21 protein-coding genes are annotated in these 24,648 nt (G+C 57.4%); 8 read left to right on the top strand and 13 right to left on the bottom strand.

Annotation, left to right across the window (positions count from 1 at the left end; all coding sequences use genetic code 11):
* Positions 1–9: 9 nt before the first annotated feature.
* From K3757_RS06800 to K3757_RS06785, 4 genes are read right to left on the bottom strand one after another with little or no spacing between them, the layout of a single operon-like run.
* Positions 10–1,362 (bottom strand): FAD-binding oxidoreductase, encoded by a 1,353-nt coding sequence (locus K3757_RS06800; RefSeq protein WP_260000421.1) that lies wholly within the window; start codon positions 1,360–1,362, stop codon positions 10–12.
* The gene (argE, locus tag K3757_RS06795) at positions 1,353–2,516 is read right to left on the bottom strand and encodes an acetylornithine deacetylase (protein ID WP_260000419.1); all 1,164 of its coding nucleotides are present in this window, start codon (positions 2,514–2,516) and stop codon (positions 1,353–1,355) included. The genes K3757_RS06800 and argE overlap by 10 nt, the downstream gene beginning before the upstream one ends.
* Positions 2,513–3,223, bottom strand: coding sequence for an SDR family NAD(P)-dependent oxidoreductase (locus K3757_RS06790; RefSeq protein ID WP_260000417.1), 711 nt, complete (start codon positions 3,221–3,223; stop codon positions 2,513–2,515). The genes argE and K3757_RS06790 overlap by 4 nt, the downstream gene beginning before the upstream one ends.
* Positions 3,224–3,226: 3 nt before the next feature.
* Positions 3,227–5,059, bottom strand: a complete 1,833-nt coding sequence (locus K3757_RS06785) for an ABC transporter ATP-binding protein (protein ID WP_260000415.1) — start codon at positions 5,057–5,059, stop codon at positions 3,227–3,229.
* A 352-nt stretch (positions 5,060–5,411) separates the two neighbouring features.
* Between K3757_RS06785 and K3757_RS06780 the strand changes: the two genes are divergently transcribed.
* The 3 genes from K3757_RS06780 to K3757_RS06770 all read left to right on the top strand — a co-directional run bounded on the left by K3757_RS06780 (position 5,412) and on the right by K3757_RS06770 (position 9,298).
* On the top strand, positions 5,412–7,130 hold the full coding sequence (locus K3757_RS06780; RefSeq protein ID WP_260000413.1) for a peptide ABC transporter substrate-binding protein: 1,719 nt from the start codon (positions 5,412–5,414) through the stop codon (positions 7,128–7,130).
* Between the two features lie 106 nt (positions 7,131–7,236).
* Positions 7,237–8,304, top strand: a complete 1,068-nt coding sequence (locus K3757_RS06775) for an ABC transporter permease (protein ID WP_260000411.1) — start codon at positions 7,237–7,239, stop codon at positions 8,302–8,304.
* Positions 8,297–9,298, top strand: coding sequence for an ABC transporter permease (locus K3757_RS06770; RefSeq protein ID WP_260000409.1), 1,002 nt, complete (start codon positions 8,297–8,299; stop codon positions 9,296–9,298). The genes K3757_RS06775 and K3757_RS06770 overlap by 8 nt, the downstream gene beginning before the upstream one ends.
* An 89-nt stretch (positions 9,299–9,387) precedes the next feature.
* Here K3757_RS06770 and K3757_RS06765 read toward each other — a convergent pair whose 3' ends face one another.
* From K3757_RS06765 to K3757_RS06755, 3 genes are all read right to left on the bottom strand, one after another.
* Positions 9,388–10,677, bottom strand: coding sequence for a DUF3422 family protein (locus K3757_RS06765; RefSeq protein WP_260000407.1), 1,290 nt, complete (start codon positions 10,675–10,677; stop codon positions 9,388–9,390).
* Positions 10,678–10,929: 252 nt separating this feature from the next.
* The gene (locus K3757_RS06760) at positions 10,930–12,369 is read right to left on the bottom strand and encodes an NAD(P)(+) transhydrogenase (Re/Si-specific) subunit beta (protein WP_260000405.1); all 1,440 of its coding nucleotides are present in this window, start codon (positions 12,367–12,369) and stop codon (positions 10,930–10,932) included.
* A 13-nt stretch (positions 12,370–12,382) separates the two neighbouring features.
* Positions 12,383–13,957: a Re/Si-specific NAD(P)(+) transhydrogenase subunit alpha gene (locus tag K3757_RS06755; RefSeq protein ID WP_260000403.1), complete on the bottom strand. Its 1,575-nt coding sequence runs from the start codon at positions 13,955–13,957 to the stop codon at positions 12,383–12,385.
* Between the two features lie 321 nt (positions 13,958–14,278).
* Here K3757_RS06755 and K3757_RS06750 point away from each other — a divergent pair, with 321 nt between their 5' ends.
* Positions 14,279–15,031, top strand: coding sequence for an SDR family NAD(P)-dependent oxidoreductase (locus tag K3757_RS06750; protein ID WP_260000401.1), 753 nt, complete (start codon positions 14,279–14,281; stop codon positions 15,029–15,031).
* 81 nt (positions 15,032–15,112) lie between these two features.
* Here the strand turns inward: K3757_RS06750 and K3757_RS06745 are convergent, their stop codons facing one another.
* From K3757_RS06745 to K3757_RS06725, 5 genes are all read right to left on the bottom strand, one after another.
* Positions 15,113–15,892, bottom strand: a complete 780-nt coding sequence (locus tag K3757_RS06745; protein ID WP_260000399.1) for a gamma-glutamyl-gamma-aminobutyrate hydrolase family protein — start codon at positions 15,890–15,892, stop codon at positions 15,113–15,115.
* A gap of 123 nt (positions 15,893–16,015) precedes the next feature.
* Complete coding sequence (locus tag K3757_RS06740) at positions 16,016–16,441, bottom strand: heme-binding protein (protein WP_260000397.1); 426 nt, start codon at positions 16,439–16,441, stop codon at positions 16,016–16,018.
* Between the two features lie 86 nt (positions 16,442–16,527).
* Complete coding sequence (locus K3757_RS06735) at positions 16,528–18,657, bottom strand: malate synthase G (RefSeq protein ID WP_260000395.1); 2,130 nt, start codon at positions 18,655–18,657, stop codon at positions 16,528–16,530.
* 116 nt (positions 18,658–18,773) lie between these two features.
* Positions 18,774–18,932 carry a DUF2256 domain-containing protein gene (locus K3757_RS06730; protein ID WP_260000393.1) on the bottom strand — a complete coding sequence of 53 codons (159 nt, stop codon included), beginning with the start codon at positions 18,930–18,932 and terminating at the stop codon, positions 18,774–18,776.
* A gap of 83 nt (positions 18,933–19,015) precedes the next feature.
* Complete coding sequence (locus tag K3757_RS06725) at positions 19,016–19,255, bottom strand: hypothetical protein (RefSeq protein ID WP_260000391.1); 240 nt, start codon at positions 19,253–19,255, stop codon at positions 19,016–19,018.
* A 123-nt stretch (positions 19,256–19,378) separates the two neighbouring features.
* Between K3757_RS06725 and pepN the strand changes: the two genes are divergently transcribed.
* The 4 genes from pepN to K3757_RS06705 are packed head-to-tail and all read left to right on the top strand — an operon-like array spanning position 19,379 to position 23,645.
* On the top strand, positions 19,379–21,931 hold the full coding sequence (gene pepN, locus K3757_RS06720; RefSeq protein ID WP_260000389.1) for an aminopeptidase N: 2,553 nt from the start codon (positions 19,379–19,381) through the stop codon (positions 21,929–21,931).
* Positions 21,928–22,665, top strand: coding sequence for an SDR family oxidoreductase (locus tag K3757_RS06715; protein ID WP_260000387.1), 738 nt, complete (start codon positions 21,928–21,930; stop codon positions 22,663–22,665). Before pepN ends, K3757_RS06715 begins: the two co-directional genes overlap by 4 nt.
* An 18-nt stretch (positions 22,666–22,683) precedes the next feature.
* Positions 22,684–23,214: a hypothetical protein gene (locus K3757_RS06710; RefSeq protein WP_260000385.1), complete on the top strand. Its 531-nt coding sequence runs from the start codon at positions 22,684–22,686 to the stop codon at positions 23,212–23,214.
* A gap of 38 nt (positions 23,215–23,252) precedes the next feature.
* On the top strand, positions 23,253–23,645 hold the full coding sequence (locus K3757_RS06705; RefSeq protein WP_260000383.1) for a hypothetical protein: 393 nt from the start codon (positions 23,253–23,255) through the stop codon (positions 23,643–23,645).
* Positions 23,646–23,650: 5 nt separating this feature from the next.
* On the opposite strand, the gene K3757_RS06700 is transcribed toward K3757_RS06705, so the two are convergent.
* Complete coding sequence (locus K3757_RS06700; protein WP_260000381.1) at positions 23,651–24,499, bottom strand: lytic transglycosylase domain-containing protein; 849 nt, start codon at positions 24,497–24,499, stop codon at positions 23,651–23,653.
* Between the last annotated feature and the right edge of the window lie 149 nt (positions 24,500–24,648).

Raw genomic sequence — 24,648 nt, 5'->3', positions numbered from 1 at the left:
ACAATCCGTTTAAACGTCAGGCCCCGGTACCATAGGCGTGCCATCGCTAAAACGTGCGAAGCGAAAGCGGGATAGATCATGGCCTGCGGCGCGTCCCATCGCCAGATCGGCAAGGATGCGACCCATCGCCGGTCCGATGCCGAAGCCATGACCGCTCATCCCTGTGCCCACAATCAAGCCGTCAATGGGCGTATGGTCAACAACCGGCACGATGTCCGGCATGGTATCGATCATCCCGGCCCACGCCGTTTTAATCCTGACAGGCCCCAGATGCGGGAACATATCACTAAAATCACGCGCCAGTTTCGCGATGATGCGCGGAACGGGCTTCGGGTCGAGGATTCGCATCCGCTCAAACGGGGTCTCTTCCTCTGCACTCCAACGCCGCTTTGTGTTCCAAGCATCGGGGAAACCCTGCGGTGCTGCGGGTTTAAGCCTGCAACCAAACGGGTCCAAACGAAGCTGTGCCAAAAATTTGGGCAGCGCACGGAAGGCATCGGGCCCGACAAAAAGCTCTGAGGTCATGTTGGGTGCCAGCGTATATCCTCCGTCTGCGCGGCGGCGAAATGCCAGCCGCTTGGACGAACACGCAGATTGCCCCACATCCGCCAAAGGCTCTGTCGCTGCGACCTGCGAGCGGACGGAAAGCTGTGGCAAAGCAACGCCATGGTTGCGCAAGAACAAAGACGACCATGCGCCGCCGGCAAGAACCACCCGCGGGGCGACGACCCGACCCTTTTCCGTCACTACACCAGCGACCGTCCCATTTGTGATATCCAGACAGCGCACCGCACAGTGTTCGACAATCTGCACACCTTCGCGCGCAGCAATTTCGGCTATAGCGGGCACAGCCACCCACGGCTCCGCGCGGTAATCGGATGCGGTATGCAGTGCCCCAACGGGCTGATCCTTTAAATCGGGATAAAGCTTTGCGATTTCGGCCTTGCTCAGCAAGCGGCTGCTGGCACCATTCGCTGCAGCATGTGGTAGCCAGTTCTCATAACGCGACATCGCAGCCGCATCATAACCAAGATAAGTCACACCGGCCTGTGTCAAACCAATCTGCTGGTTCGTTTCCCGAGAGAGACCTTCCCACAGGTTTTGCGCCTCGGCCATAATAGGCATCTCAGCCGGATCGCGGCCTTGCTGGCGAATCCATCCCCAATTGCGGCTGGATTGCTCTGCGGCGACCAGCCCCTTTTCCAGCACCACAACCTTGGCCCCCGCACGCGCGGCAAAAAGCGCAGTGCAAATGCCAATCACCCCGCCACCAATAACCACGACATCTGCGGCGTCAGGCAAATCACCGCTGTAGCGCGGCGACTGAGACAGGGTGATCGGAAAACTGTTCGCTACAGACAAAGCCGCTCGACCAGCTTGCGCATAAAGTCATGGCCCGCGTCGAATTGGGCAATCTCAATGAATTCGTTCGGCTGGTGGGCCTGCGCAATGTCGCCCGGGCCGCAGATCACCGCGCTATAGCCCGCCTCCTGAAACTGACCTGCCTCGGTGCCGTAGCTGACCTTGTGGCTGGCATTGTCACCGGTAATCTGGCGCACCAGCGTTTCGGCCTCACCGTCCTCTTCGGGCTGCAAGGCCGGTACGTCAAAGCGCGGCGTAATCTCGATTCGTGTCTCAGGCACCACGGCCTGCATCGCTTTTTCGACTTCCCGCACTTTCTCCAGATAATCTATCTTCCACTTTTCCTTGTCTTCACCGGGAACGACGCGGAAATCCATCGCGAAATAACAATCCTTGGCTGTGATGTTATGGGCGGTGCCGCCCGATATCATGCCAACATGCACCGTGGTGAAGGGCGGATCGAACATTGCCGCCAGCTCGGACGGTTTGGCCTCCATGTTCGCCGTGTTTTGCTCATTCGCCCATTCAATCAGCTTGGCCCCTGCCATGATTGCATTCACGCCCGTGTGCAGCAAAGACGAATGGACCTCAAAACCCACCACATGGGTGTTGAAGCCGGAGCCACCCTTATGCCCCGTCACCGCCTGCATGCTGGACGGCTCTCCTACGATCACAGCGCTGCCTTTTGGCACCACCCCCTGCATCGCCTGAATCATCGGTGGCGCTCCAGTGCAGCCGACCTCTTCGTCAAAGCTCAGCGCGATTTGCAGGGGCCTTTTCACGCCTGCGTAATGTGCTTCAACCAGCGCCCAGATGGCCAGCGCGTCAAAACCTTTCATGTCGCAGGTGCCGCGGCCGAAATATTTGCCATCTTTCTCGACCACCGAGAACGGATCAGTGTCCCATGGCTGACCGTCAATCGGGACCACGTCCGTATGCCCCGACAGCACAATCGCGCCTTCTTCGTCGGGGCCGACATGGGCAAACAACGCATGTTTGGGCTGCTCGGGGTCAATATAGCGGTGGGACTTGATGCCGTGGCCCGCCAGATAATCCTCGACCCAATCGATGAGCGGGATATTCGTGTCACGCGACACAGTGGGAAAGCTGATAAGCTTGGTCATCAACTCTAGCGGTGTCATACGATCGGTCACAATCGATATCCTCCTGAAACTGTTAGCACTTCGCCGGTGATAGCGCGCGCCCTTTCACTTGCCAGAAAACACACAGCATCTGCAATATCAGACGGCTCTGCCAACTGGCCTAATGCGGTCATATCGATGAATGCTTGCGTCAATGCTGCATCCCGAGGCGCGTGCGTTGTATTCACAGCACCCGGCGCCACTGCGTTGACGCGGATGCCGTGCTGCCCCAGTTCTTTTGCCATCGCGCGGGTCCACAAATCCAACGCCGCTTTGCTTGCCCCGTACAGGGCAGCACCCTTGGGCGGCAACACCGCATTCACCGACGATATCCCGATAACCGAGGCGCCATGCCCAAGATACGGCAGCGCCGCTGCAACCAGCCCATGAGACGCCAGAACATTCACGTCAAAGATACCGCGAAAGGCGTCCTGATCGAAGCTGTCGACGGGGGAGCCTGCAATTGTACCCGCATTGTTAACGATCAGATCAAGTCGGCCAAACTGCGCAAGAACGGCGTCAATGACCCGCTTGTGGCTTTGCGGATCGGCCAAATCCGCACGTATTGCCAGCATACCTTCGGGGAGGTCATCAGGCCCGGTTGTCAGATACGTGATCGCAACGGCATAGTTGCTGCTCAGCGATGCGGCGATGGCCCGTCCGATACCCCGTGCACCGCCCGTCACAAGTGCAACCTTACTGGAAACGGGGGGTGCCATGGCTTAGTAGCCGCTGTCGGTTATCAGAACCTTATGTCCGTCACCTACATCGCGGTAAACGCTGGGTTCCGCCACATAGCTTACCGGGTGGATCGGCGAAGGAATCGGTTTAAAGTTCAAATCCTTCTCTGCCTTGCGCCTGCGCGGATCGGCGATAGGAACGGCCTTCATCAAGGCCTGAGTATAGGGGTGCTGCGGATTCTCGAATACCTCGCGGCGGGGGCCCAATTCAACAATGCGGCCCAGATACATGACGCCGACATAATGGCTTACCCGTTCGACCACCGCCATGTCGTGCGAGATAAAGAGATAAGACAGCTCCATCTCCTCCTGCAATTCCATCATCAGGTTCAACACTTGCGCCTGCACCGACACGTCCAGTGCCGATACCGCCTCATCCGAAATGATAAGCTTGGGTTTCAATGCAAGGGCGCGTGCGATTGCCACACGCTGGCGCTGGCCACCGGACAGTTCGTGCGGAAACCGGCGCATAAAACTGCGCGGAAGCTCTACGCGGTCAAACAGGGTTTCGACCCATTTGGTCAGTTCAGGCCCCTTCATCAGACCATAGTTATGGATCGGCTCGGCCACCTGATCGGCCAAACCCATTTGGGGATTGAGCGAGGCAAAGGGATCCTGAAAAATCATCTGCATATCAAGGCGCGCTGTACGCAGACCTTTGGCGTCCAGCGCCATGATATCCTTGCCGCCCAGATTAACCTCACCCGACATCGGCTCAACCAGCCGCAGGATCGACCGGCCCGCGGTGGACTTGCCACAACCGCTTTCGCCAACAAGGCTTAGGGTCTGGCCCTTGTTAATAGTGAAGGACAAATCCTCGACCGCGTGCACATTCGCAACCGTGCGGCGCAACAGGCCGCCGGTGACCGGAAAGCGTGTGGTCAGGTTCTTGACGGTCAGCAACACCTCGTTGGTGCCCTTGATCGGAACAATCGGCTTGTCCTCGCTGCCCAGCAGCTTCATCGGCTCGGGATAATCCTTGCCAGTCATCTCACCCAGCTTTGGCACGGCAGCGAGCAACGCCTTGGTATAAGGATGCTGCGGGTTTTCGAAGATTTCCTCGACTGTCCCCTCTTCTACCTTATTACCGCGGAACATGACGACCACGCGGTCCGCCATTTGCGCAACGACAGCCATGTCATGTGTGATGAACATCACAGCTGTTCCGGTTTCGCGCTTGAGACGGTCCATCAATGCCAGAATTTCGGCCTGAATGGTCACGTCCAGCGCGGTTGTCGGCTCATCCGCGATCAAAAGGCGCGGCTCACAAGCCAGCGCCATTGCAATCACTACGCGCTGCCGCATACCGCCCGACAGCTCGTGAGGGTACTGGTTTAGCCGTTTTTCCGCCTCCGGGATGCGCACCTGCTTCATCAGCTCAAGCGCGCGCGCCTCTGCTTCCGATTTGGTCATCCCCTTGTGCAGCCGCAGACCTTCGGTCAGTTGCTTACCCACGGTAAACACGGGGTTCAAAGCGGTCATCGGCTCTTGAAAGATCATCCCGATCTCGTTGCCGCGAATTCCACGCATGTTCTCTTGCTGGGCGGTTGCCAGATCAATCTCGCCGGCATCGCCGCGATCAAACATCAGCTTGCCGGCTGCGATTTCCCCGCCGCCGAATTCAACCAGCCGCATCAACGACAACGATGAGACCGATTTGCCCGACCCTGACTCTCCGACAACGCAAACGGTCTCTCCCGGATGGATATCAAAAGAGACATCTTCAACGCCGACAACCGGTCCGTCCTTTGTCTGGAACTCCACACGAAGACCGTCAATCCGCGCAATCGGTGCCTTGTGAGAATTATCCAGCATGTCATTCCTTTCAGATGCCCCCAAGCGTTTCGGGGTGTTAGCGCCCAAGCTATGCGCAAGCTCAGGGCAGGTCAAACGCTCTGGGTGCATTGTGAAGTGGCAGTCGGGAAAAAAATGTAGACCTCCTGCATTTTCATCGGCAGAGGGCTGGCAGAACGCTTGCAATTTCTCCACTTTCTGTTTCAATCCGGCTACGCGCTCTGGGGGGTGTAGCAGGCAATCGGTGAAATTGTGTTTAATTAACACGAACTTACCATGCGTCACCCGACCCTCCCGCGAGAGCGATCAGAAACGCCCCCATAAGCGGGGCGGTATAGGCACAGTCTTTTCTGTGCCCAACATGGAGTACGATATGAAGATGAAGACCCTTTTGATGGGTGCGATTGCAACGTCCGCATTTGCCCCTATCGCTTTCGCGGATGGCCATGAAGGCGAACGCGGTCGCGATGGCGATGTGAAAGTGCTGTATTGGCAAGCGCCATCCATTATGAACCCCTTCCTGTCCGGCGGCACCAAAGACGTTGAAGCGGCGTCTCTCGTTGTCGAACCGCTGGCACGTTACACCGAAACCGGCGCTTTGGTGCCGTGGCTTGTGACCGAAGTGCCGACAGTGGCGAACGGCGGCGTTTCCGAAGACCTCACCACCATCACGTGGAACATCACGCCGGGCATCGTATGGTCCGACGGCACACCTTTCACTTCCGCTGATGTCAAATTCTCCGCTGAATACTGCATGCACCCCGAAGGCGGTTGCGCACAGGGCGCAAAGTTTGATGGCGTTGAAAGCGTAGAAGCGATTGACGATCTGACTGTCAAAGTTACGTTCGACACGCCCAAGCCAAACCCGTATGGTCCGTTTGTCGGCGGCGAAAGCCCCATCATTCAGGCAGCACAGTTTGCTGAATGCCTTGGCGCACGCGCACCAGAGTGTACCGAAGCAAACTTTAACCCAGTTGGCACCGGTCCGTTCAAAGTAACAGATTTCCGTCCCAATGACGTGATCACGCTGGAAGCCAACGAAAACTTCCGCATCGAAGGCAAGCCAGCCTTCGCTTCCATGACCTTCAAAGGGGGTGGCGACGCTGCTGCTGCCGGTCGCGCGGTTCTGGAAACAGGCGAGTTTGACTACGCGTGGAACCTCCAGCTGGCACCCGACGTCATCGCGAAGATGGAAGAAGCCGGCAAAGGCGTTGCCATCGCAGGTTTCGGCCCGCTGGTTGAGCGTCTGGAAATGAACCTGACCAACCCTTCCGCCGATCTGCCACCAGAGACACGTTCCACAGTGGACGAGCCTCACCCCTTCCTGTCCGACTTTAAAGTCCGCAAGGCGTTGTCGATGGCTATCGACCGCGAACTGCTGACCGAAGTTGGCTATGGCAAGGCGGGCAAACCGACGTGTAACCTCGTTCCTGCTCCTGCGATCTATAACTCTGATAACACAGAGTGTCTGACACAGGACCTTGATGGCGCGAAAGCTCTGCTTGATGAAGCTGGCTGGACCGACAGCGACGGTGACGGCATCCGTGACAAAGACGGCGTGAAGCTTTCGATCCTGTACCAGACATCCACAAACGCTGTGCGTCAGGATTTCCAGGCACTGATCAAAGACTGGTGGGAGCAAATCGGTGTTGAAACCGAGCTGCGTAACCTCGACGGTTCCGTGTTCTTCGGTGGTGACCCAGGTTCGCCTGACACGTTCCAGAAGTTCTATGCTGACGTGGAAATGTATGCCAACACCTTCAACGGCACAGACCCGCAGTCTTACCTGTCGGCCTACCGTTGTGGCAACGAGCCGAAGCCATCCAGCCAGTGGCAGGGTGAAAACATCAACCGCTTCTGCGATCCAGCCTATGACGCCATGCTTGATGAGCTGGCCCAGACCGGTGACATCGACAAGCGTGGCGAAATTGGCCGCAAGCTCAATGACATGGTAACAAAAGAGACCATGACCATTGTACCGTTGGTTAACCGCGCCCGTGTGTCCGCACACTCCAACAGCCTTGGCGGTGTGGTGCTTAATGTTTGGGATTCCGAACTGTGGAATGCCGCAGATTGGTATCGCAAAAAGTGATAACTGTTGTGGTGGGGGCTTCCCCACCATACTTTTAGACCTTATTGGGCGGGGGAGACCCCGCCCTACTTCCAACAAACAGACTGATCAATAAAGGCGCCGCTTGATGCTGAATTTCACCATCCGACGACTGCTTCTCTCCATTCCGACGCTTTTATTTATCAGCCTCGTGATATTTCTATTGCTGCAACTTGCCCCCGGTGACCCGATGGCACAGGTGCCACTTACCGTGCCGCCGGAAGTGAAGCAGAAAATGCGCGAAGCTCTTGGCCTTGGCGCGCCCATCCATGTTCAATACCTAAAATGGCTCTACCAGTTCTTCGTGGTCGAACCGTCGGTCTTTATCGACCACCTGACCAGCAACAGCTTTCTGTTCGGCTGGTTGCCTGACACGCAACTGAGCATGACAACCGATCCCGTCACCGGCGCCATGGTCGAAACACAGCGTGTGATCAGCTGGCAGACCCGTAGCCCGGTCATGGATATCGTGATCCAGCGGATGCCGCAGACCCTTTGGGTTGTTGGCCTAAGCTATGTCGTAGGCATCCTGATCGCGATCCCGATTGGCATCTATTCTGCCTACCGTCACTATTCGCTTTTCGATCAGGCCGGTACATTCGTCACGATGGTCGGCTTTTCGATCCCGCCGTTCTTTACCGGTCCGCTGCTGATCGTGATCTTTTCTGTCACACTGGGCTGGTTGCCGTCGATCTATGACACCACTCTGGTGGTCGATAGCTGGGCAACCTTCAAAATACAGCTCATGCAGATGATCATGCCTGTGATGGTGCTGGCCCTGCAAACCACTGCACAAATCAGCCGCTACATGCGCTCCGCCATGCTCGACAATCTTAATCAGGACTATGTGCGCACGGCCCGCGCCAAGGGCCTTAGCGAAAGCGTGGTTGTCATGGTACATGTGCTGCGCAACTCGATGATCCCCGTGGTGACTATCATTGCTCTGGGTATGCCTGCCATCTTTGGCGGTGCAATCATCACCGAAAACGTCTTCAAGGTGAACGGCATCGGTCAGCTTTTGCTGACGGCACTTTTTGCCAATGACCTGCCGATGGTGATGACACTGACCTTCATCTTCGCCATCCTCATCGTTCTGTTCAACCTCATCGCCGACATCCTTTACGGCGTGCTTGACCCAAGGATCCGCTATGACTGAGCAAGCAATCCCCGCCAGCCCAATCGAAGCCGATCTTGAAATCTACGGCGCGCTTGTCGACAAAGAGCCGTCAAGGCCGCCGCGCAGCCAGTGGCGTGACGTGTGGGATCAATTCCGCAAGCATAAAGGCGCGCTTTTTGGTGGTGGCTTTCTGCTGTTCGTTACGCTTGCCGTTTTGCTGGGGCCGTACCTGTGGACGATTGAGCCGACCAAGCTCGACATCCGGAACAAGGACTGGCGTCCGATCTACACCCTGCTGTGGGACGCTGACGCCAAGGCCGGTTGGCTACACCCGTTCGGAACAGATCAACTGGGCCGTGATATCCTTGCCCAGATGATCTATGGGGGCCGCGTCAGTATGGCTGTTGGCTGGTCGGCGATGATCCTGTCTTTGTTCATCGGGACCGCCATTGGCGTGGCTGCCGGCTACTTCAAACGCGCCGACTTTCTGCTGATGCGCTTTACCGATCTGGTTCTTTCACTGCCGATCCTGCCGCTGACATTGCTGGCCGTGACACTGTTCCGCCAACCGCTTACAGCCGCTTTTGGCAGCCCGGAGGCTGGCATGTTTATCCTCATCGTCTCGGTCATTGCGCTGACCTCCTGGATGCAAACCGCCCGCATCGTGCGCGGTGATATCCTTGCCCTAAAAGAGCGGGAATTCATTCTGGCGGCCCGCTCGATTGGATCTACCTCGGGAAAGATCATCCGCCGCCACCTGCTGCCGAATGTGGTTTCACCCATCATGGTGTCTGCCACGCTGGGCCTTGCCACGGCCATCATCACGGAATCTGCCCTCTCCTTCCTAGGTGTCGGCTTTCCGTCAGATTTCCCCACGTGGGGCAAATTGCTGTCGGACGCTGTGGTACGTATGCAGGAATATCCGGAGCGCGTGTTGCTACCCGGCATCCTGATCTCGCTCACCGTGCTGAGCGTGAACTACCTTGGTGACGGTCTGCGCGACGCGCTGGATCCGCGCATTCGCGGCCGCTGACCCTTTGGGCGCGTACGGGTATCCCTGCGCGCCTAAGACCCCTTCCTAAGACATCGACAAGGACAGCCTGCAAAGCCCGGACAGGCGGATCAACCGATACGTTTTCGTATCCGCCGCACCGCAGCCCAGACCAGCCCCACCACAGGTAAGGTCACCGCCGCAGTCAAAAGCCCCTTGGACAGCCCCGTCATATCGGCAAGTGGATACAGCAGATAGCTGACCAGCGAGACCGCGTAATAGCTGATTGCCACAACTGACAGCCCCTCAACCGTGTGCTGCAAACGCAGTTGCAAATCCGCACGCTTGTCCATGCTTTCCAAAATCGCCTGGTTCTGTGCAGAGCGTTCGACATCCACCCGCGTTCGCAGCAAATCAGATGCCCGCAATGCCCGCGCCGACATCCGCTCCAGCCGCCTCTCCATCGAAATCACCGTCCGCATTGCAGGCTCATACCGGCGCATCATGAATTCGCCAAACCCCTGTCGTCCTGCAAAACGGCTCTCGCGTAGCGCGCGGATGCGCTCGTCTACGATCGCTTTGTAGGCCTCTGTTCCCGCAAAGCGGAATGCGCTTTGGGCAACGACGTTCTCCAGTTCGACCGAAACATCCAGCAGCGCATCCAGCGTCGTCTCTGGGCGAAGCTCCTGAGCACTCATCTTCGCCATAAGGTCGCTTAGTTGCCGATCCAACAGGCCTACCTTTCCGCCAATCTCGCGCGTCAGCGCAAAGCCAAGCATCGACATGGTCTTATAGGTCTCAATCTCCAGTAACCGCTGGATGATGCGCCCCACACGTCGCGTGCCCGTCTGTTCAGGGACAAATACGGCGAACCGTGTATGCCCAGCGGGATCGATGCGAAAGTCGCTGGCCACGATAGCGGCCCCTTCCAACACCTGCGCAGCAGCAAGGCTTTCCGGTACGAACCATTCCCGCAGATGATCCAGCAGATCATCCTCTTTACCGACTTGCCGCATCAGCCGTAACAGACAGGACGTCAGTCGCTGCCCCGGTGCAGCGTCCAACCAATGCGTTGGAAATACGTCAAACTCAGACGGGTCGAAGGGCCGTGCACTCAGCTCATCGCCGAAGGCGGTATAGGTCACAAATTCGGTATGCTGTTCCCACTTCAGGTGAAACTTGCCCATCGCGCCGTAATAATGCGTAGCGTCCGGATCTGGCAGCGGCGCACCGTAGTGTTTCAGCAAGGCCACCAGATGCGCCATATCTGCGCTGCGGTCACGATCCCGCGCAGCAGCATCACCTGCCTGCTTGATCGCTAGAAATGCCACAACCTGCGGCGCGTCGACGTTGGGAAAGGGCCGCGCGTGCAGCTCTCCTGTCAGGGCATAGCGCAGGGGGTGATCGGAAATAGGGGGCATGGTGCGGTTTCTCCAGCGGGTTTACACCTTCATGGCTCAAGAGCGGCCAATAGCTCAATGTTGAAGAGCCTCTTATAACAGTAGTTTGGGCGCACCGTGGTATACTTTTTCGCCTATCGGAAATTGCGGCGCGTTGTTTTCAAAATCTGCGTTAGTCCCACACGGATAAAGCAAAACGCCCTGCTATTTCCGACAGGGCGTTTCAGGTGGTTTACAGACTGACCCCTTAAGAAATCAGCCACATCGCTTACCTTAGTCGATCAGCGGAAGCAGCTTGTCCAAGGACGCTTTTGCATCGCCATAGAACATCCGCGTGTTCTCTTTAAAGAACAGCGGGTTTTCGATGCCGGAGTAACCCGTCCCCTGCCCGCGCTTGGACACAAACACCTGCTTGGCCTTCCAGCATTCCAGAACCGGCATACCGGCGATGGGGCTGTTTGGATCGTCCTGCGCCGCAGGGTTCACGATGTCATTGGAGCCGATAACAATCGCGACGTCCGTATCCGGGAAATCGTCGTTGATCTCGTCCATTTCCATCACGATGTCATAAGGCACCTTTGCTTCGGCCAGAAGAACGTTCATGTGGCCCGGCAGACGCCCCGCAACAGGGTGAATGGCGAAACGCACGTTCTTGCCCTTTGCACGCAGCTTACGCACCAGCTCGGCAACGCCGGTCTGAGCTTGTGCCACCGCCATACCGTAACCCGGGATGATGATGATGCTGTCAGCTTCGTTCAGCGCCGCAGCAACGCCTTCTGACTCAATGGCAATCTGCTCACCTTCAACGGCCATTTGTTCGCCGGCAGGGCCGCCAAAGCCACCAAGGATGACGGACACAAATGACCGGTTCATCGCCTTACACATGATGTAGGAAAGGATCGCACCCGAAGAACCAACCAACGCGCCAACAACGATCAACAGATCATTGCCCAGCGAGAAGCCGATCGCCGCAGCAGCCCAGCCAGAATAGGAGTTCAGCATGGACACAACCACAGGCATATCCGCGCCGCCAATCCCCATGATCAGGTGATAGCCGATAAACAGCGCCGCCAGCGTCATGATGAACAGCGGGAAGAAACCGCCGGTGTTGAAGTACCAAACTAGCGCGATAAGGGACAGACCCGCAGCCGCCGCGTTCAGCATATGACCGCCCGGCAGCTTTTCAGCAGAGGACGTCACACGGCCCGCGAGCTTGCCATAGGCAATCACGGAGCCTGTGAAAGTCACAGCACCGATGAAGACACCCAAGAACAGCTCAACCCGCAGAATGTTCAGCTCTACAGTTGTTTTCTTCGCGATCAGCGCTGCGAAAGTACCCAGCTCTTTGATGTCGCCACCGCTTGCAACAAAATCGGCCACGCGGCCCATCTCGAAGTGTGCGATCAGACCTACGAACACCGCAGCCAGACCGACAAGGCTGTGCATTGCGGCAACCAGTTCCGGCATCTGGGTCATTTGCACCCGTGTTGCCAGCTGGTAACCGATGGCACCGCCGCCAGCGATCAGAATAACCGATAGCAACCAGAAGCCCGAACCGGGGCCGATCAGCGTTGCGGCCACGGCCAAAGCCATACCGACAATGCCGTACCACACAGCGCGCTTGGCGCTTTCCTGCCCGCTCAGCCCCCCCAGCGAGAGGATGAAGAGGATAGCTGCGACCACATAGGCCGCTGTTGTGAAACCAAAATCCATGATCCGCGCTCCCTTAAGATTTCTGGAACATGGCGAGCATGCGCCGTGTCACGAGGAAGCCGCCAAAAATGTTGATCCCGCACATAAACAGGGACAAGGCAGCAAGTAAGATCACAAGGAAGGATGCCGATCCGATCTGCATCAGCGCCCCCAGAATGATGATCGAGGAGATCGCGTTGGTTACCGCCATCAGCGGTGTGTGCAGGCTGTGCGCCACGCCCCAGATCACCTGGAATCCGATAAACACAGACAGCACAAACACGATAAAGTGCTGCATAAAACTTGCCGGAGCGACAAGCCCTACGGCCAGCAGCAACGCACCACCAACACCCAGCAGGATAACCTGGTTCTTGGTCTGCGCCTTGAATGCAGCCGTTTCAGCAGCACGCTTTTCTTCCGCTGTCAGCTCTTTCACAGCCGGCTTTTTCGGCGCGGCCGCGATCGCTGCCACTTTCGGCGGTGGCGGCGGGAAGGTAACTGCCTCTGCATGGGCAATCGTTGCCCCACGGATCACGTCATCTTCCATGTTGTGATTGATAACGCCGTCTTTTTCGGGCGTCAGGTCTGTCATCAAGTGACGGATGTTTGTCGAATAGAGTGTCGACGCCTGCGCGCTCATCCGGCTTGGGAAATCGGTATAGCCGATGATGGTCACGCCATTATCCGTGACGATTTTCTCGTCCATGACAGTCAGCTTGCAGTTGCCGCCCTTTTCAGCCGCCAAATCGACGATAACGGAACCGGGCTTCATCGCCGCGACCATGTCTTCGGTCCACAGCTCTGGCGCTTCGCGGTTGGGGATCAACGCTGTGGTGATCACGATATCAACTTCGGGCGCTAGCTCGCGGAACTTGGCCAACTGTGCTTCGCGGAACTCTGGGCTGGAAACGGAGGCATAGCCGCCAGTCGCGGCACCGTCTGTCTGCTCTTCCTCGAAATCGAGGTAAACAAATTCGGCGCCCATAGATTCGACTTGTTCTGCCACTTCGGGCCGCACATCAAACGCCAGCGTGATCGCACCAAGGCTGGTGGAAGTACCAATCGCGGCCAGACCGGCAACGCCCGCCCCCACAACCAGAACTTTCGCCGGAGGCACCTTGCCCGCCGCTGTGATTTGACCTGTAAAGAAACGGCCAAAGTTGTTGCCTGCTTCAATGACGGCGCGGTAACCCGCAATGTTCGCCATAGAAGATAGCGCGTCCATCTTCTGGGCGCGGCTGATGCGCGGGATCATCTCCATCGCAACAACGGTGGCGCCCTTTTTGGCTGCCGCCTGCATTTTCGCTTCATCCGCCACAGGGCTGAAGAACGAAATCAGCGTCTGACCTTCGCGCAGCTTTTTCATTTCAGTGGTGTTGGGCACGCGCACTTTCGCGACGACGTCGGCCTCTTTCCACAAGGCAGCAGCAGTCTTGACCACGGTCACGCCTGCAGCCGTGTAAGATGCGTCGTCGAAACCCGATGCCGCTCCCGCGCCTGTTTCGATAAGGCACTCGTGCCCCAGTTTTTGTAATTGCAAAGCACTGTCGGGCGTCATTGCCACGCGGCGCTCGCCCTCGAATACCTCTTTAGGTGTCCCGATCTTCACTCAAAATCTCCCAAATTTGCGTTTGGTGCCGAAACTGGCGTGTCGCAGATGATCATTTGACCTACCCCGCAGAATACTGACAAACAAGCGCCCCCCTTACATAAGACGCAGTGTTTTGCGCCTTTTTTCGGCTGTCGGGGAGATTTTTGGCAAAAACCCTACGGCATTTGACCTCGAAACAATATTTCAAGGACTATCAGACCTACGCAACAATGCTGCTGATCTTCGAATTAGAATCACCCCTTTGCCGTTACGTTAAATCTGCTGCCCCTATCGGCAGCAGTATCCCCGCTCTAAGCTCCGGCAAAAGAGGAGGAAACTATGACACTGAACGGAAAACACGCGCTTATTACAGGTGGTGGCACAGGCATTGGGCTGGCCATTGCAAAGATGCTGGTAGCGCAAGGCGCTCATGTCACCATTACAGGCCGTCGGCAGGAAGTACTGGAAGAAGTTGCCACTGAAGGCATGACTGCGATGGCGATGGACGTACGCAACGAAGACGAAGTTGTGGCCAAGATTGCATCCGCCGTTGCCGCGCGCGGTCCGGTCCAGATTTGCATCCCGAATGCCGGTCTCGCGACGGGTAAGGCTGCGCACAAAACTGATATGACGTTCTGGCGTGACATGATGGCCACCAATCTTGATGGTGCCTTTCTGACGATCCGTGAATGCCTGCCCGGCATGCTCAGCACAGATTGGGGACGTGTTATTGCTGTTTCATCCATGGCCGGTCTCAAAGGCCTACCTGGTGCGGCCTGCTATTCCGCGTCAAAGCACGGCATGATCGGCCTGATCCGGTCGCTTAGCGAAGAATATATGGGCAAGCCCTATACCTTTAACTCACTCTGCCCCGGTTATGTCGATACCGAAATCGTCAGCCGCAACACCCAGTCCATTTCAGAACGCGCTGGAATTTCGACTGACGCCGCGCGCGACATGATGGTGAAGGCAAATCGGCACAAGCGACTGATCACAGTAGATGAAGTCTCTGCCGCCGCCGCGTGGCTGGTCGGACCGGATTCCGGCAGTATCAACGGTCAAAGCATCGAGATCGCCGGCGGGATGATGTAAAATTCGTGCCTGAGATGGACTACATGGTTCAGCGGCGTCAACACAGTTTGATGTCGCTGACCATTTTCTGCCCTTCTAAATTCAGACAGCCCGAGCCAGCATTGCGGGACGCACGCCCGCCGACCAGTCATGTGCCGCTTTGCCGAATGCTTCGAATAACGGACGTGAAACCGGGTCTTTTGCCGCCTCGTATTCCGGGTGCCATTGCACCGCGAGCGTGAAGCCTGGTGCTCCATCCACGTAGATCGCTTCGGGTGTGCCATCTTCTGCGTAACCGTCCACAACAATGCGCGGCCCCGCAGCCTTGATGCCCTGCCCGTGCAAGGTATTCGTGCGCACGACATCAGCGCCCATGACCTTGTGAAAAACACCACCGGAGGTGAAGCGCACATTGTGGCGCAGCTCGAACTTTTCCTCCAGCGTGCCGTCTGGCGGCATCCGGTGGTTCATCCGCCCAGGCAGATCGCGAATTTCCGGATACAGCGATCCACCCATCGCCACATTCATCTCCTGAAAGCCGCGGCAAATCCCGAATACAGGCTGGCCCGTCTCGACACACGCACGCGTCAGCGCCAGAACCAAAGCATCACGCGCACGGTCGAATGTGCCATGCGCTTCTGTCTCTTCCTCACCGTATTCCTCGGGGTGCACATTCGGCCGGCCACCGGTCAGCAGGAAACCGTCACAGCAGTCCATCAATTCGCCAACAGAAACCAGGGCAGGATCGGAAGGCACCAGAATTGGCATACATCCCGCCACTTGCGCCACCGCTTGACTGTTCATCATACCGCCAGCATGAACAACATATTGATCGTTCAAGACATGACTGTTGCCGATAATTCCAATAACTGGCCGACCCATAGCGCTAAACTCCGTGATCACAGTAGTTCTTGTTAGTCTAGCGAGGATCGAATGGGGCCTCAACACCACATTCGCACGAATGCCTGTATCACAAGCACCCGCGCTACTTTAATGAGCAGTTGCTCAGATTTCGCCAATCAGCTTGGCGGCTTCGATCCCGGCAATCGCCGCAATTGCATCATTGTCTGACGTGTCACCCGTCACGCCAACAGCTCCGATTACGGCCCCCTTGGAAGAACGCAATAGCACACCGCCCGGAACCGGAACGACCTGTCCGCCGAACACGCCGTTTACCGCCTGCATAAAATAGGCCTGCTGTTCGGCGCGCGCCATCTGCGCCGTGCCAGCCATTCCCAGCATAACAGCGCCATAGGCCTTGCCATGGGCAATCGCGAACCGGCCCGGTGCGGCATCATCCTGACGCTCGAATGCCTGAACGTGGCCTCCCGAATCCAGCACAACCACCGACAGAGGCTTCAGGCCCAACTCTGCCCCCTTTTCAAACGTCTTGCGAATGATTGTCCGCGCCTTGTTCAGTGATACAGTCATTTCTTAATCCTTGTATTTCTTTTGGCTCTAAATATCCCGGGAAGTCTGAAGGGCCGGCCCTTCAGTCCCGCCTTCTCAACCTGCTGTCAGCTTGCGGCTTTCAACTCCAGACGCCGCGCATGCAACACGGGCTCTGTATATCCAGACGGCTGACTTGTCCCCTTCAGAACCAGATCGCAGGCCGCTTTGAATGCGATCCCGTCAAATCCCGGCGCCATTGCACGATACAGCGGATCATCCGCGTTCTGACGATCGACAACCGCAGCCATCTTTTTCAATCCTGCCATTACCTGCGCTTCTGAGATAACGCCGTGATGAAGCCAGTTCGCCAGCGCCTGAGCCGAAATACGGCAGGTGGCGCGGTCCTCCATCAAACCGACATCGTTTATGTCCGGCACCTTTGAGCACCCTACCCCCTGATCAATCCAGCGTACCACGTATCCAAGAATGCCCTGCGCGTTGTTCTCTATCTCGCGGGCAATCTCTTCGGCGCTTAGATTGCGGCCGGCAAGAACCGGTATCGTCAGCAAATCCTCAAGCGTCCCACGCGGGCCACCGGACGCGATCTCGTCCTGACGCGCCATGACATCGACCATATGGTAGTGCATCGCGTGCAACGTCGCCGCTGTTGGCGATGGTACCCAAGCGCAAGTAGCGCCTGCTTTGGGGTGTCCGATCTTCGTCTCGATCATCTCCGCCATACGGTCGGGCATGGCCCACATGCCTTTGCCGATCTGCGCACGCCCCTTCAGGCCGCAGGCCAGTCCGATGTCGACATTGCGATCCTCGTAGGCGCTGATCCACGCCGAGGACTTCATATCGCCCTTGGGCACCATCGGCCCCGCCTCCATCGAGGTGTGAATTTCATCGCCTGTGCGATCAAGGAAGCCTGTATTGATGAAGGCCACCCGCGACTTCGCCGCGCGGATACACTCGGCCAGATTGACCGATGTGCGGCGTTCCTCGTCCATGATACCAAGCTTGACCGTGTTGGCAGGCAAGCCCAGCGCCTTTTCGACATGGCTGAAAATCTCGTCAGCAAAGGCCACTTCTTCGGGGCCATGCATCTTGGGTTTAACCACATAGACGGATCCGGTCAGCGAATTCCCCCCCTCGCGTGCAAAATCGTGCATCGCAATCAGAGTGGTGACCATCGCATCCATCAGCCCTTCGCCGACCTCCAGTCCGTCACGATCCAGTACGGCAGGGTTGGTCATCAGGTGACCGACATTCCGGATCAGCATCAAGGAGCGCCCCTTGAGCGTCAACTGGCTGCCGTCCGGTGCCGTATAGACCCGGTCGGGATTCATCACGCGATTGACCGTTTTGCCGCCCTTCTCAAAGCTTTCGGCCAGATCACCGCGCATAAGGCCAAGCCAATTGTCATAGGCGACCAATTTATCCTCGGCATCCACCGCCGCAACGCTGTCTTCACAATCCATAATTGTGCTCAGCGCGGATTCCATGACCACATCAGCCACATGCGCTGCATCAGTCTTTCCGATTGGATGCGCTGCATCAATTTTGATCTCTACATGCAGGCCGTTATTCTTGAGCAGCACAGCCGCAGGCGCTGCGGCGTCGCCCGTATAGCCCGCAAACTGCGCGGGATCTTTCAACGCCGGAACCAGCGCGCCGTTCTCGACACTATAACCGGTCACATCAATATGGCTGCCGCTGGCCAATGGCGCGGCTTCATCCAGAAACGCCTTTGCACGGGCTACAACGCGGGCACCACGCTCCGCATCATAACCGCCGCCAGCGGGCAAATCGCCCAGCGCATCCGTGCCATAGAATGCATCGTACAACGAACCCCATCGTGCATTGGCCGCATTCAGCGCAAAGCGCGCATTTGTGATAGGCACAACCAGCTGTGGACCAGGGGTCGAATCGATCTCTGCATCTACATTGCGTGTCTCGATCTCGAACGGCGCGCCTTCAGGAACCAGATAACCGATATCACGCAGAAAGGAAGTATAGGCCTCGGCATCATATGCTTTGCCCTGTCGCTCACGATGCCAGCCATCAATCTGCCGCTGTATATATTCGCGCTTTTCCAACAGAGCGCGATTCTTTGGCCCCATGCCGTGGACCAACTCGGAAAAACCGCGCCAGAAAGCGTCTGCCGAGACGGTCAGACCATCCAACGCTTTATGTTCAATGAAGTCGGCCAGCTGCCCATCAACCTGCAGCCCATCGCGATCAACTCTTTGCATGATATTCCATCCTCTGTGCTTCTCGGAAGTTTCCGATAGGAAAGTTCGTTTCGCAAGGGATAATGACAAGCAATCCTGCTAGCAAGAGGTTCTGGTAATATTACTTTACCAGCCACCTATTTCTGCGCCGCACCGCCGCGCTGGCGTTTACATCTCTCGGAACAGTAACGAACGTCATCCCAAACGGCTGCCCACTTTTTGCGCCAACTAAAAGGCCTGTCGCAGGTTAGACATACTTTCTGCGGTAAATCAGATTTTTTTATATGCTTTGGCATAGCCGCTCATTAACACAGTAGACCCAACGTAAGAAGACGCCCCAGAGGGGCGTCCTTCATGCGGCAATCGCAAGCCTTGTATCTCAATCCGACGCGACAGGTGTGTCAGACGAATTAGTGCCGGGTGAATACGTATCAGTCGGCGCCGTTGTTACGGTCGGACCGTCCGAGCTGTCACCATCCCCGACACTACCGACGACAAAGGTATACCCCACGACGCCAATCAGAATTAAAACGCCAATAGCCATGGCACCCCTCACGCCCCACAGGGACGGACGGTGGTGTTTCTCTTGCTTTTCAATGTTTGTGTCAGGTGCAGACATACTCTGGTTTCCTTTTCGCTTTTCCCCGGCCTTGAAGGCTGGGTGTTGCAGACCTAACGTTTGTTACGACATAAGGTTCCGGAACACACCGAACCGCACCGGTTCATCTCAGGAGGCCCCCCCATGCGCGACGCTGCCCCGCAGACAATTTATCTTGAAGACTACACAGCTTTCGGCTGGCAGGTAGAAAGCGTTGCGCTGCATTTCACCCTTGATCCGCATCAGACCCGTGTGCGCAGCCGGATCACTTTTACCCCCAATCCGCAAGCGCCTGCGCAGCCGTTCTTTCTGCACGGAGAAGCGCTCAAGCTGATCAGCGCAAAGATCGACGATCAGAATGTGGACGTCACGCTTAAGCCTGAAGGATTGACCTGTCCGGTGCCTGACGTTCCTTTCGTCTGGGAAACCGAGGTCGAAATTGACCCTGCCGGCAACACCGCACTTGAAGGCCTGTACATGTCTAACGGCATGTATTGCACGCAATGTGAGGCTGAGGGCTTTCGCAAAATCACTTATTACCCCGACCGCCCCGATGTAATGAGCGTGTTCACCGTGACCATCGACGGGCCGCATCCTGTGCTTTTGTCCAACGGCAACCCCGTCAGCACAACCGAGCATCACGCAGAATGGCATGATCCATGGCCCAAGCCCGCCTATCTTTTTGCGCTGGTCGCAGGTGATCTAATTGCCCATGAGGGCCAGTTCACAACCCGTTCGGGTCGTGATGTCGCGCTCAACCTCTATGTACGCCCCGGCGACGAGGCAAAATGTGCGTTCGGGATGCAGGCGCTCAAGGACAGCATGAAATGGGACGAAGACGTCTACGGACGCGAATATGATCTTGACCTGTTCAACATTGTCGCAGTGGATGATTTCAACATGGGCGCAATGGAGAACAAAGGGCTGAACATCTTCAACTCCTCTGCTGTGCTTGCCTCTCAGGCAACTTCGACCGACACAAACTTTGAGCGGATCGAGGCGATCATCGCGCATGAATATTTCCACAACTGGACCGGCAACCGGATTACCTGCCGCGATTGGTTCCAGCTGTGCCTGAAGGAAGGTCTGACTGTTTTCCGCGACAGCCAGTTTACGTCTGACATGCGATCAGAGCCGGTGAAGCGTATCGAAGACGTGATCGATCTGCGCGGTCGGCAGTTCGCTGAAGATCAAGGCCCCCTTGCCCATCCGGTGCGCCCCGAGAGCTTTCAGGAGATCAACAACTTCTACACGGCCACAGTCTATGAAAAGGGCGCAGAGCTTATCCGTATGCTCAAGACCCTCGTCGGTGATCAGGCGTATAGCGATGCGGTCGCCCTCTACTTTGACCGCCACGACGGGCAGGCATGTACCATCGAAGACTGGTTGCGTGTGTTCGAGGACACAACAGGCCGCGATCTGAGCCAATTCAAGCGCTGGTATTCGCAGGCAGGTACGCCACGCGTCAGCGTGTTCGAAGCCTGGAGCGGCAGCACCTATACGCTCACCTTCCGTCAAGACCTTGCGCCCAGTGCCGCCACACCAAAGCCGCTGCCGCAGGTCATCCCGATTGCAACCGGCCTGATTGGCCCTGATGGCACCGAAGTCGCGCCAACCCGCATTCTCGAAATGACCGAGACCACACAAAGCTTCACCTTCGAGGGGCTGGATGCGCGGCCGATCCCGTCAATCCTGCGCGGGTTCTCTGCGCCGGTGGTGCTGGACCATGACATGTCTGAAGGCGCGCGTGCGCATCTGCTTGCGCATGATACAGACAGCTTCAACCGGTGGGAGGCAGGCCGGACATTGGCGCGCAACACGCTAATAGACATGATGACCAAGGGCACGCGACCCAACCCTGCCTATCTGGATGGTATTCGCGCCGTTGTCATGGACGACACGCTTGATCCTGCTTATCGCAGACTGATGCTGGCCCTGCCGGGAGAGGCCAATATGGCCACAGCCTTGTTTGATGCAGGCCACGTCCCAGAGCCGGATATCATCCATGCCGCGCTTGAAATGATGCGCGATGCCATGGCGAAAAAGCTGGCTGATGTCTTGCCTGCGCTTTACGGAGCAAACCAGGTCACAGACGCTTATCAACCCAACGCGCAGCAATCAGGACAGCGGGCATTCGGCAACGCCGTGCTGTCGCTTCTGACGCGCAGCGACGATGGCGCACAGGCACAAGCGCAATACAACAGCGCCGATAACATGACACAGCAACTGGCCGCCCTTGCCAACCTGATCCGCGCGGGCCGCGGCGACAAAGCCGTTAAAGCGTTTGAGGCGCAGTGGAAAGACGACCGACTGGTGATGGATAAATGGTTTGGCCTTCAGGTGATCGAAGCCGACCCGGAAGAAGCTCACGAAATCGCGGCGGCTCTGACAGGGCACCCCGATTTCAACTGGAAGAACCCCAACCGTTTCCGCGCCGTCTTTGGCAGCCTTGCGATGAACCATGCAGGATTTCACCATGCCTCGGGCGCAGGGTACCGTTTGCTTGCGGACTGGTTGATCAAACTTGATCCGGTGAACCCGCAAACCACTGCGCGCATGTGCTCAGCCTTCCAGACATGGAAACGCTATGATGCGGACCGACAATCGCTGATCAAGGCTGAGGTCGCTCGCATTCTGGACACACCGGGGCTGAGCCGCGATACTACTGAAATGCTCACGCGGATTGCCAGCGCATGAGCCGCCCATTGTGCCTGATCACCGGTGCATCTGCGGGTATCGGTGCGGCCTGCGCCCGTTTGGCTGCCGCGCGCGGCTATGATCTGGCGCTGACCTACAACAGCGATCGAGACGGGGCGCAGACGGTGGCAGACGCCTGTACGGCCCTTGGCGCAAAGGTACAGATCATTCAGGCCAATGTCGCCGAGCCGGAAGCGATAGAACGGATCTTTGCGACGGTAGACGCCATGGGCCCTCTTGCCGCGCTGATCAACAATGCTGGCATTGTGGGCCTTGCGACCCGCGCAAGCGAGCTGACCCATGACCGCCTGCGGCACATGTTCGATGTAAACGTGATCGGCGCGATGCTGGTCGCCGCCCAGGCTGTCAAACGCATGGAGCCATTGGGGCGCGGTGTTATCATCAATATCACCTCAGCCGCAGCGCGTCTGGGGTCTGCCAATCAATACGTAGACTACGCTGCCACCAAGGCGGCAATGGACATCTTCACCAAGGGTCTTTCTGATGAGGTCGCCCCGGCAGGGCTGCGCGTTATGGGCGTGGCACCCGGCCTGATTGAGACTGACATCCATGCAAAGGGCGGTGATCCGGACCGCGCCAGTCGCCTCGCAGGCAACGTCCCCATGCAGCGCACTGGCAGCGCTGACGAAGTCGCACAATCCGTTCTCTGGCTTATGTCGGGCGACGCAAGCTATATTACCGGCTCCACCCTAGACGTCACTGGCGGCAGATAACCGAAAAACGAGACACCCATGCTGTATATCCTCATTCTTTGCGGCCTCATCGCCGTCGGCTTCTTTACCTACCGCCGCCTTCAAAACGGAGCCCATATTGCGGGAGACATAATTGATGCGCCCGCCCCTGTACGCGCTGCGGCCAAGCGGCTGGGTTTCCACGCCCAGCCCAACGTCGAATCCATCGCCAGCATCCCGACTGCAGAGCTTTGCGTTGTCGCCATGGCGGTAGCCTTCGCCCAGATGGATGATAAATCAGCCCCGGCGGATGCAATCATTGTCGGCTCTGTCAAAAAGCACCTCCAGCTTGATCCGCAAGAGGCGCAGGACATGATGCTGATAGCGCCATGGCTTGTTGATCAGGGTGGCGGGCCGACACCTGCTTTCGAACGCCTGACCAAACGGCTGAAACAGCTCGATCATGGCCCGTTTTTCGGAAAAATGATGAATGTGATCGGTGACGTAAAGGCAGCCGGCACCAAGGGCATGGCAAGCGCACGGCAATCTGATGCCATGGGCACCCTTGCCCGAATATTCCGCACCGCATGAACCTACCCTACACTTACACAAGCCAAGGGCGCCGCCCGATGACCGCCCTGACCGTCGGATTGGTTTGGGCTATGCTTATGGCTGCGTATATTTGGCTCGACGCTGCGCTGGCTGTGATGCTTGTGCTTGGGGCGTTCACACTTCCTGCACTTTACGACTTGATCATCAATCCGCGCAGCAGCCTCACGCTTGATGCTGACACTCTTCGGTGGCAAAGCGGGCGTCAGCACGCCGAGATCGCCCTGTCAGAAATCGATCACCTGCGGTTTGACACCCGTCTGGATATGTCGGTGCGGCTAAGTGTGGTGCGCCCCTCAGGCGTCAAAATCCGCGTACCCTACCCTGCCACGCCACCCCATGCCGCCTTTGAGGCTCTGGCAAAAGAGGCCGGTCTGAAAACCCGCAGGCACCATTTCTCTTTGATGGGATAGACCGCTTAGGGCCGTGCGCGGGGACGTGTGGCATTGCGGGGCTTACAATAGCTCTGTCGCTTGAGCCAAGCAGCCATATCGCGGCGCTTGGACGTGTTGCGCATCGGGCCCCAGTCAGCAGAGACACCGCGCCATTTACCGTCATAGCCGTGGATGACCCCGTCGCGCTTCACGGTGTGGGCCATAATCCTCGTTGCACAACTTAGGTTCGCGGCCCCGTTCTTAAGCGCTTCGCCGGTGCCCACATTGCATTTATAGCCGCGCGCAGTGGCAGGTAAAATTTGCAGCAGCCCGTACCACCTGCCACCGCCCCCAACAGCCCATGGCTTATACGTACTCTCGTACTTGGCCAGCGCTGACATATACCCGACCCAGAAAGCGCGCCGCTGTGCGTCCTCGTTGGTTGAGTAGGCAGGGCACCAATCCTTGATGTCACGCGGCACCATATCGACCAGCGGACTGCCATGATCCTTGAGAGCAGAAATCGCTGCACGGGTCCAAAGCGCATGTCCCGGCATATGCTGCCAGCGCGTGCGTGGTACGTGGCCTGAACGCACAGGCGGGCGCACGGTGATCGTGGTGGCGTCAATCAATGGCACGGGCGTACTATCGGGAGCGTCCAAAGCAGTATCCGCGACCAAAGCAGGTACCGCCGGAGCGGGAGCCACAGGCGCAGTGACAATTGCCGAGGCTGTCGGCGCCTCTACCGCGACAGGGGCAGCAACCATCGGCGCGAGCCGTGCCGGAGGGCGGATCAGCTCACCAACTTGTGCCGCGGCCGCACCCGCGCTCACACCGAACGCAAGCATTCCCACCACCGCAAGCCGTCCGAACAACCGGAACTCAGACCGCACTATCGTATCTACACATTTCATAAGCGCCAGTATGATCCGCAGGCAACACAGCTGACAAGCAGTTAACCAAGCCCCGACCGCCCGATTGTCATCTGTCGCGCAACACTGCGGCCGATCATTGGCTAATCCACCACCACAGCGCGACAATC

Origin of the sequence: Sulfitobacter sp. S223 (assembly GCF_025143825.1) — a bacterium.
Classification (GTDB): domain Bacteria; phylum Pseudomonadota; class Alphaproteobacteria; order Rhodobacterales; family Rhodobacteraceae; genus Sulfitobacter.
This window is presented reverse-complemented; position numbering and strand designations above follow the sequence as displayed.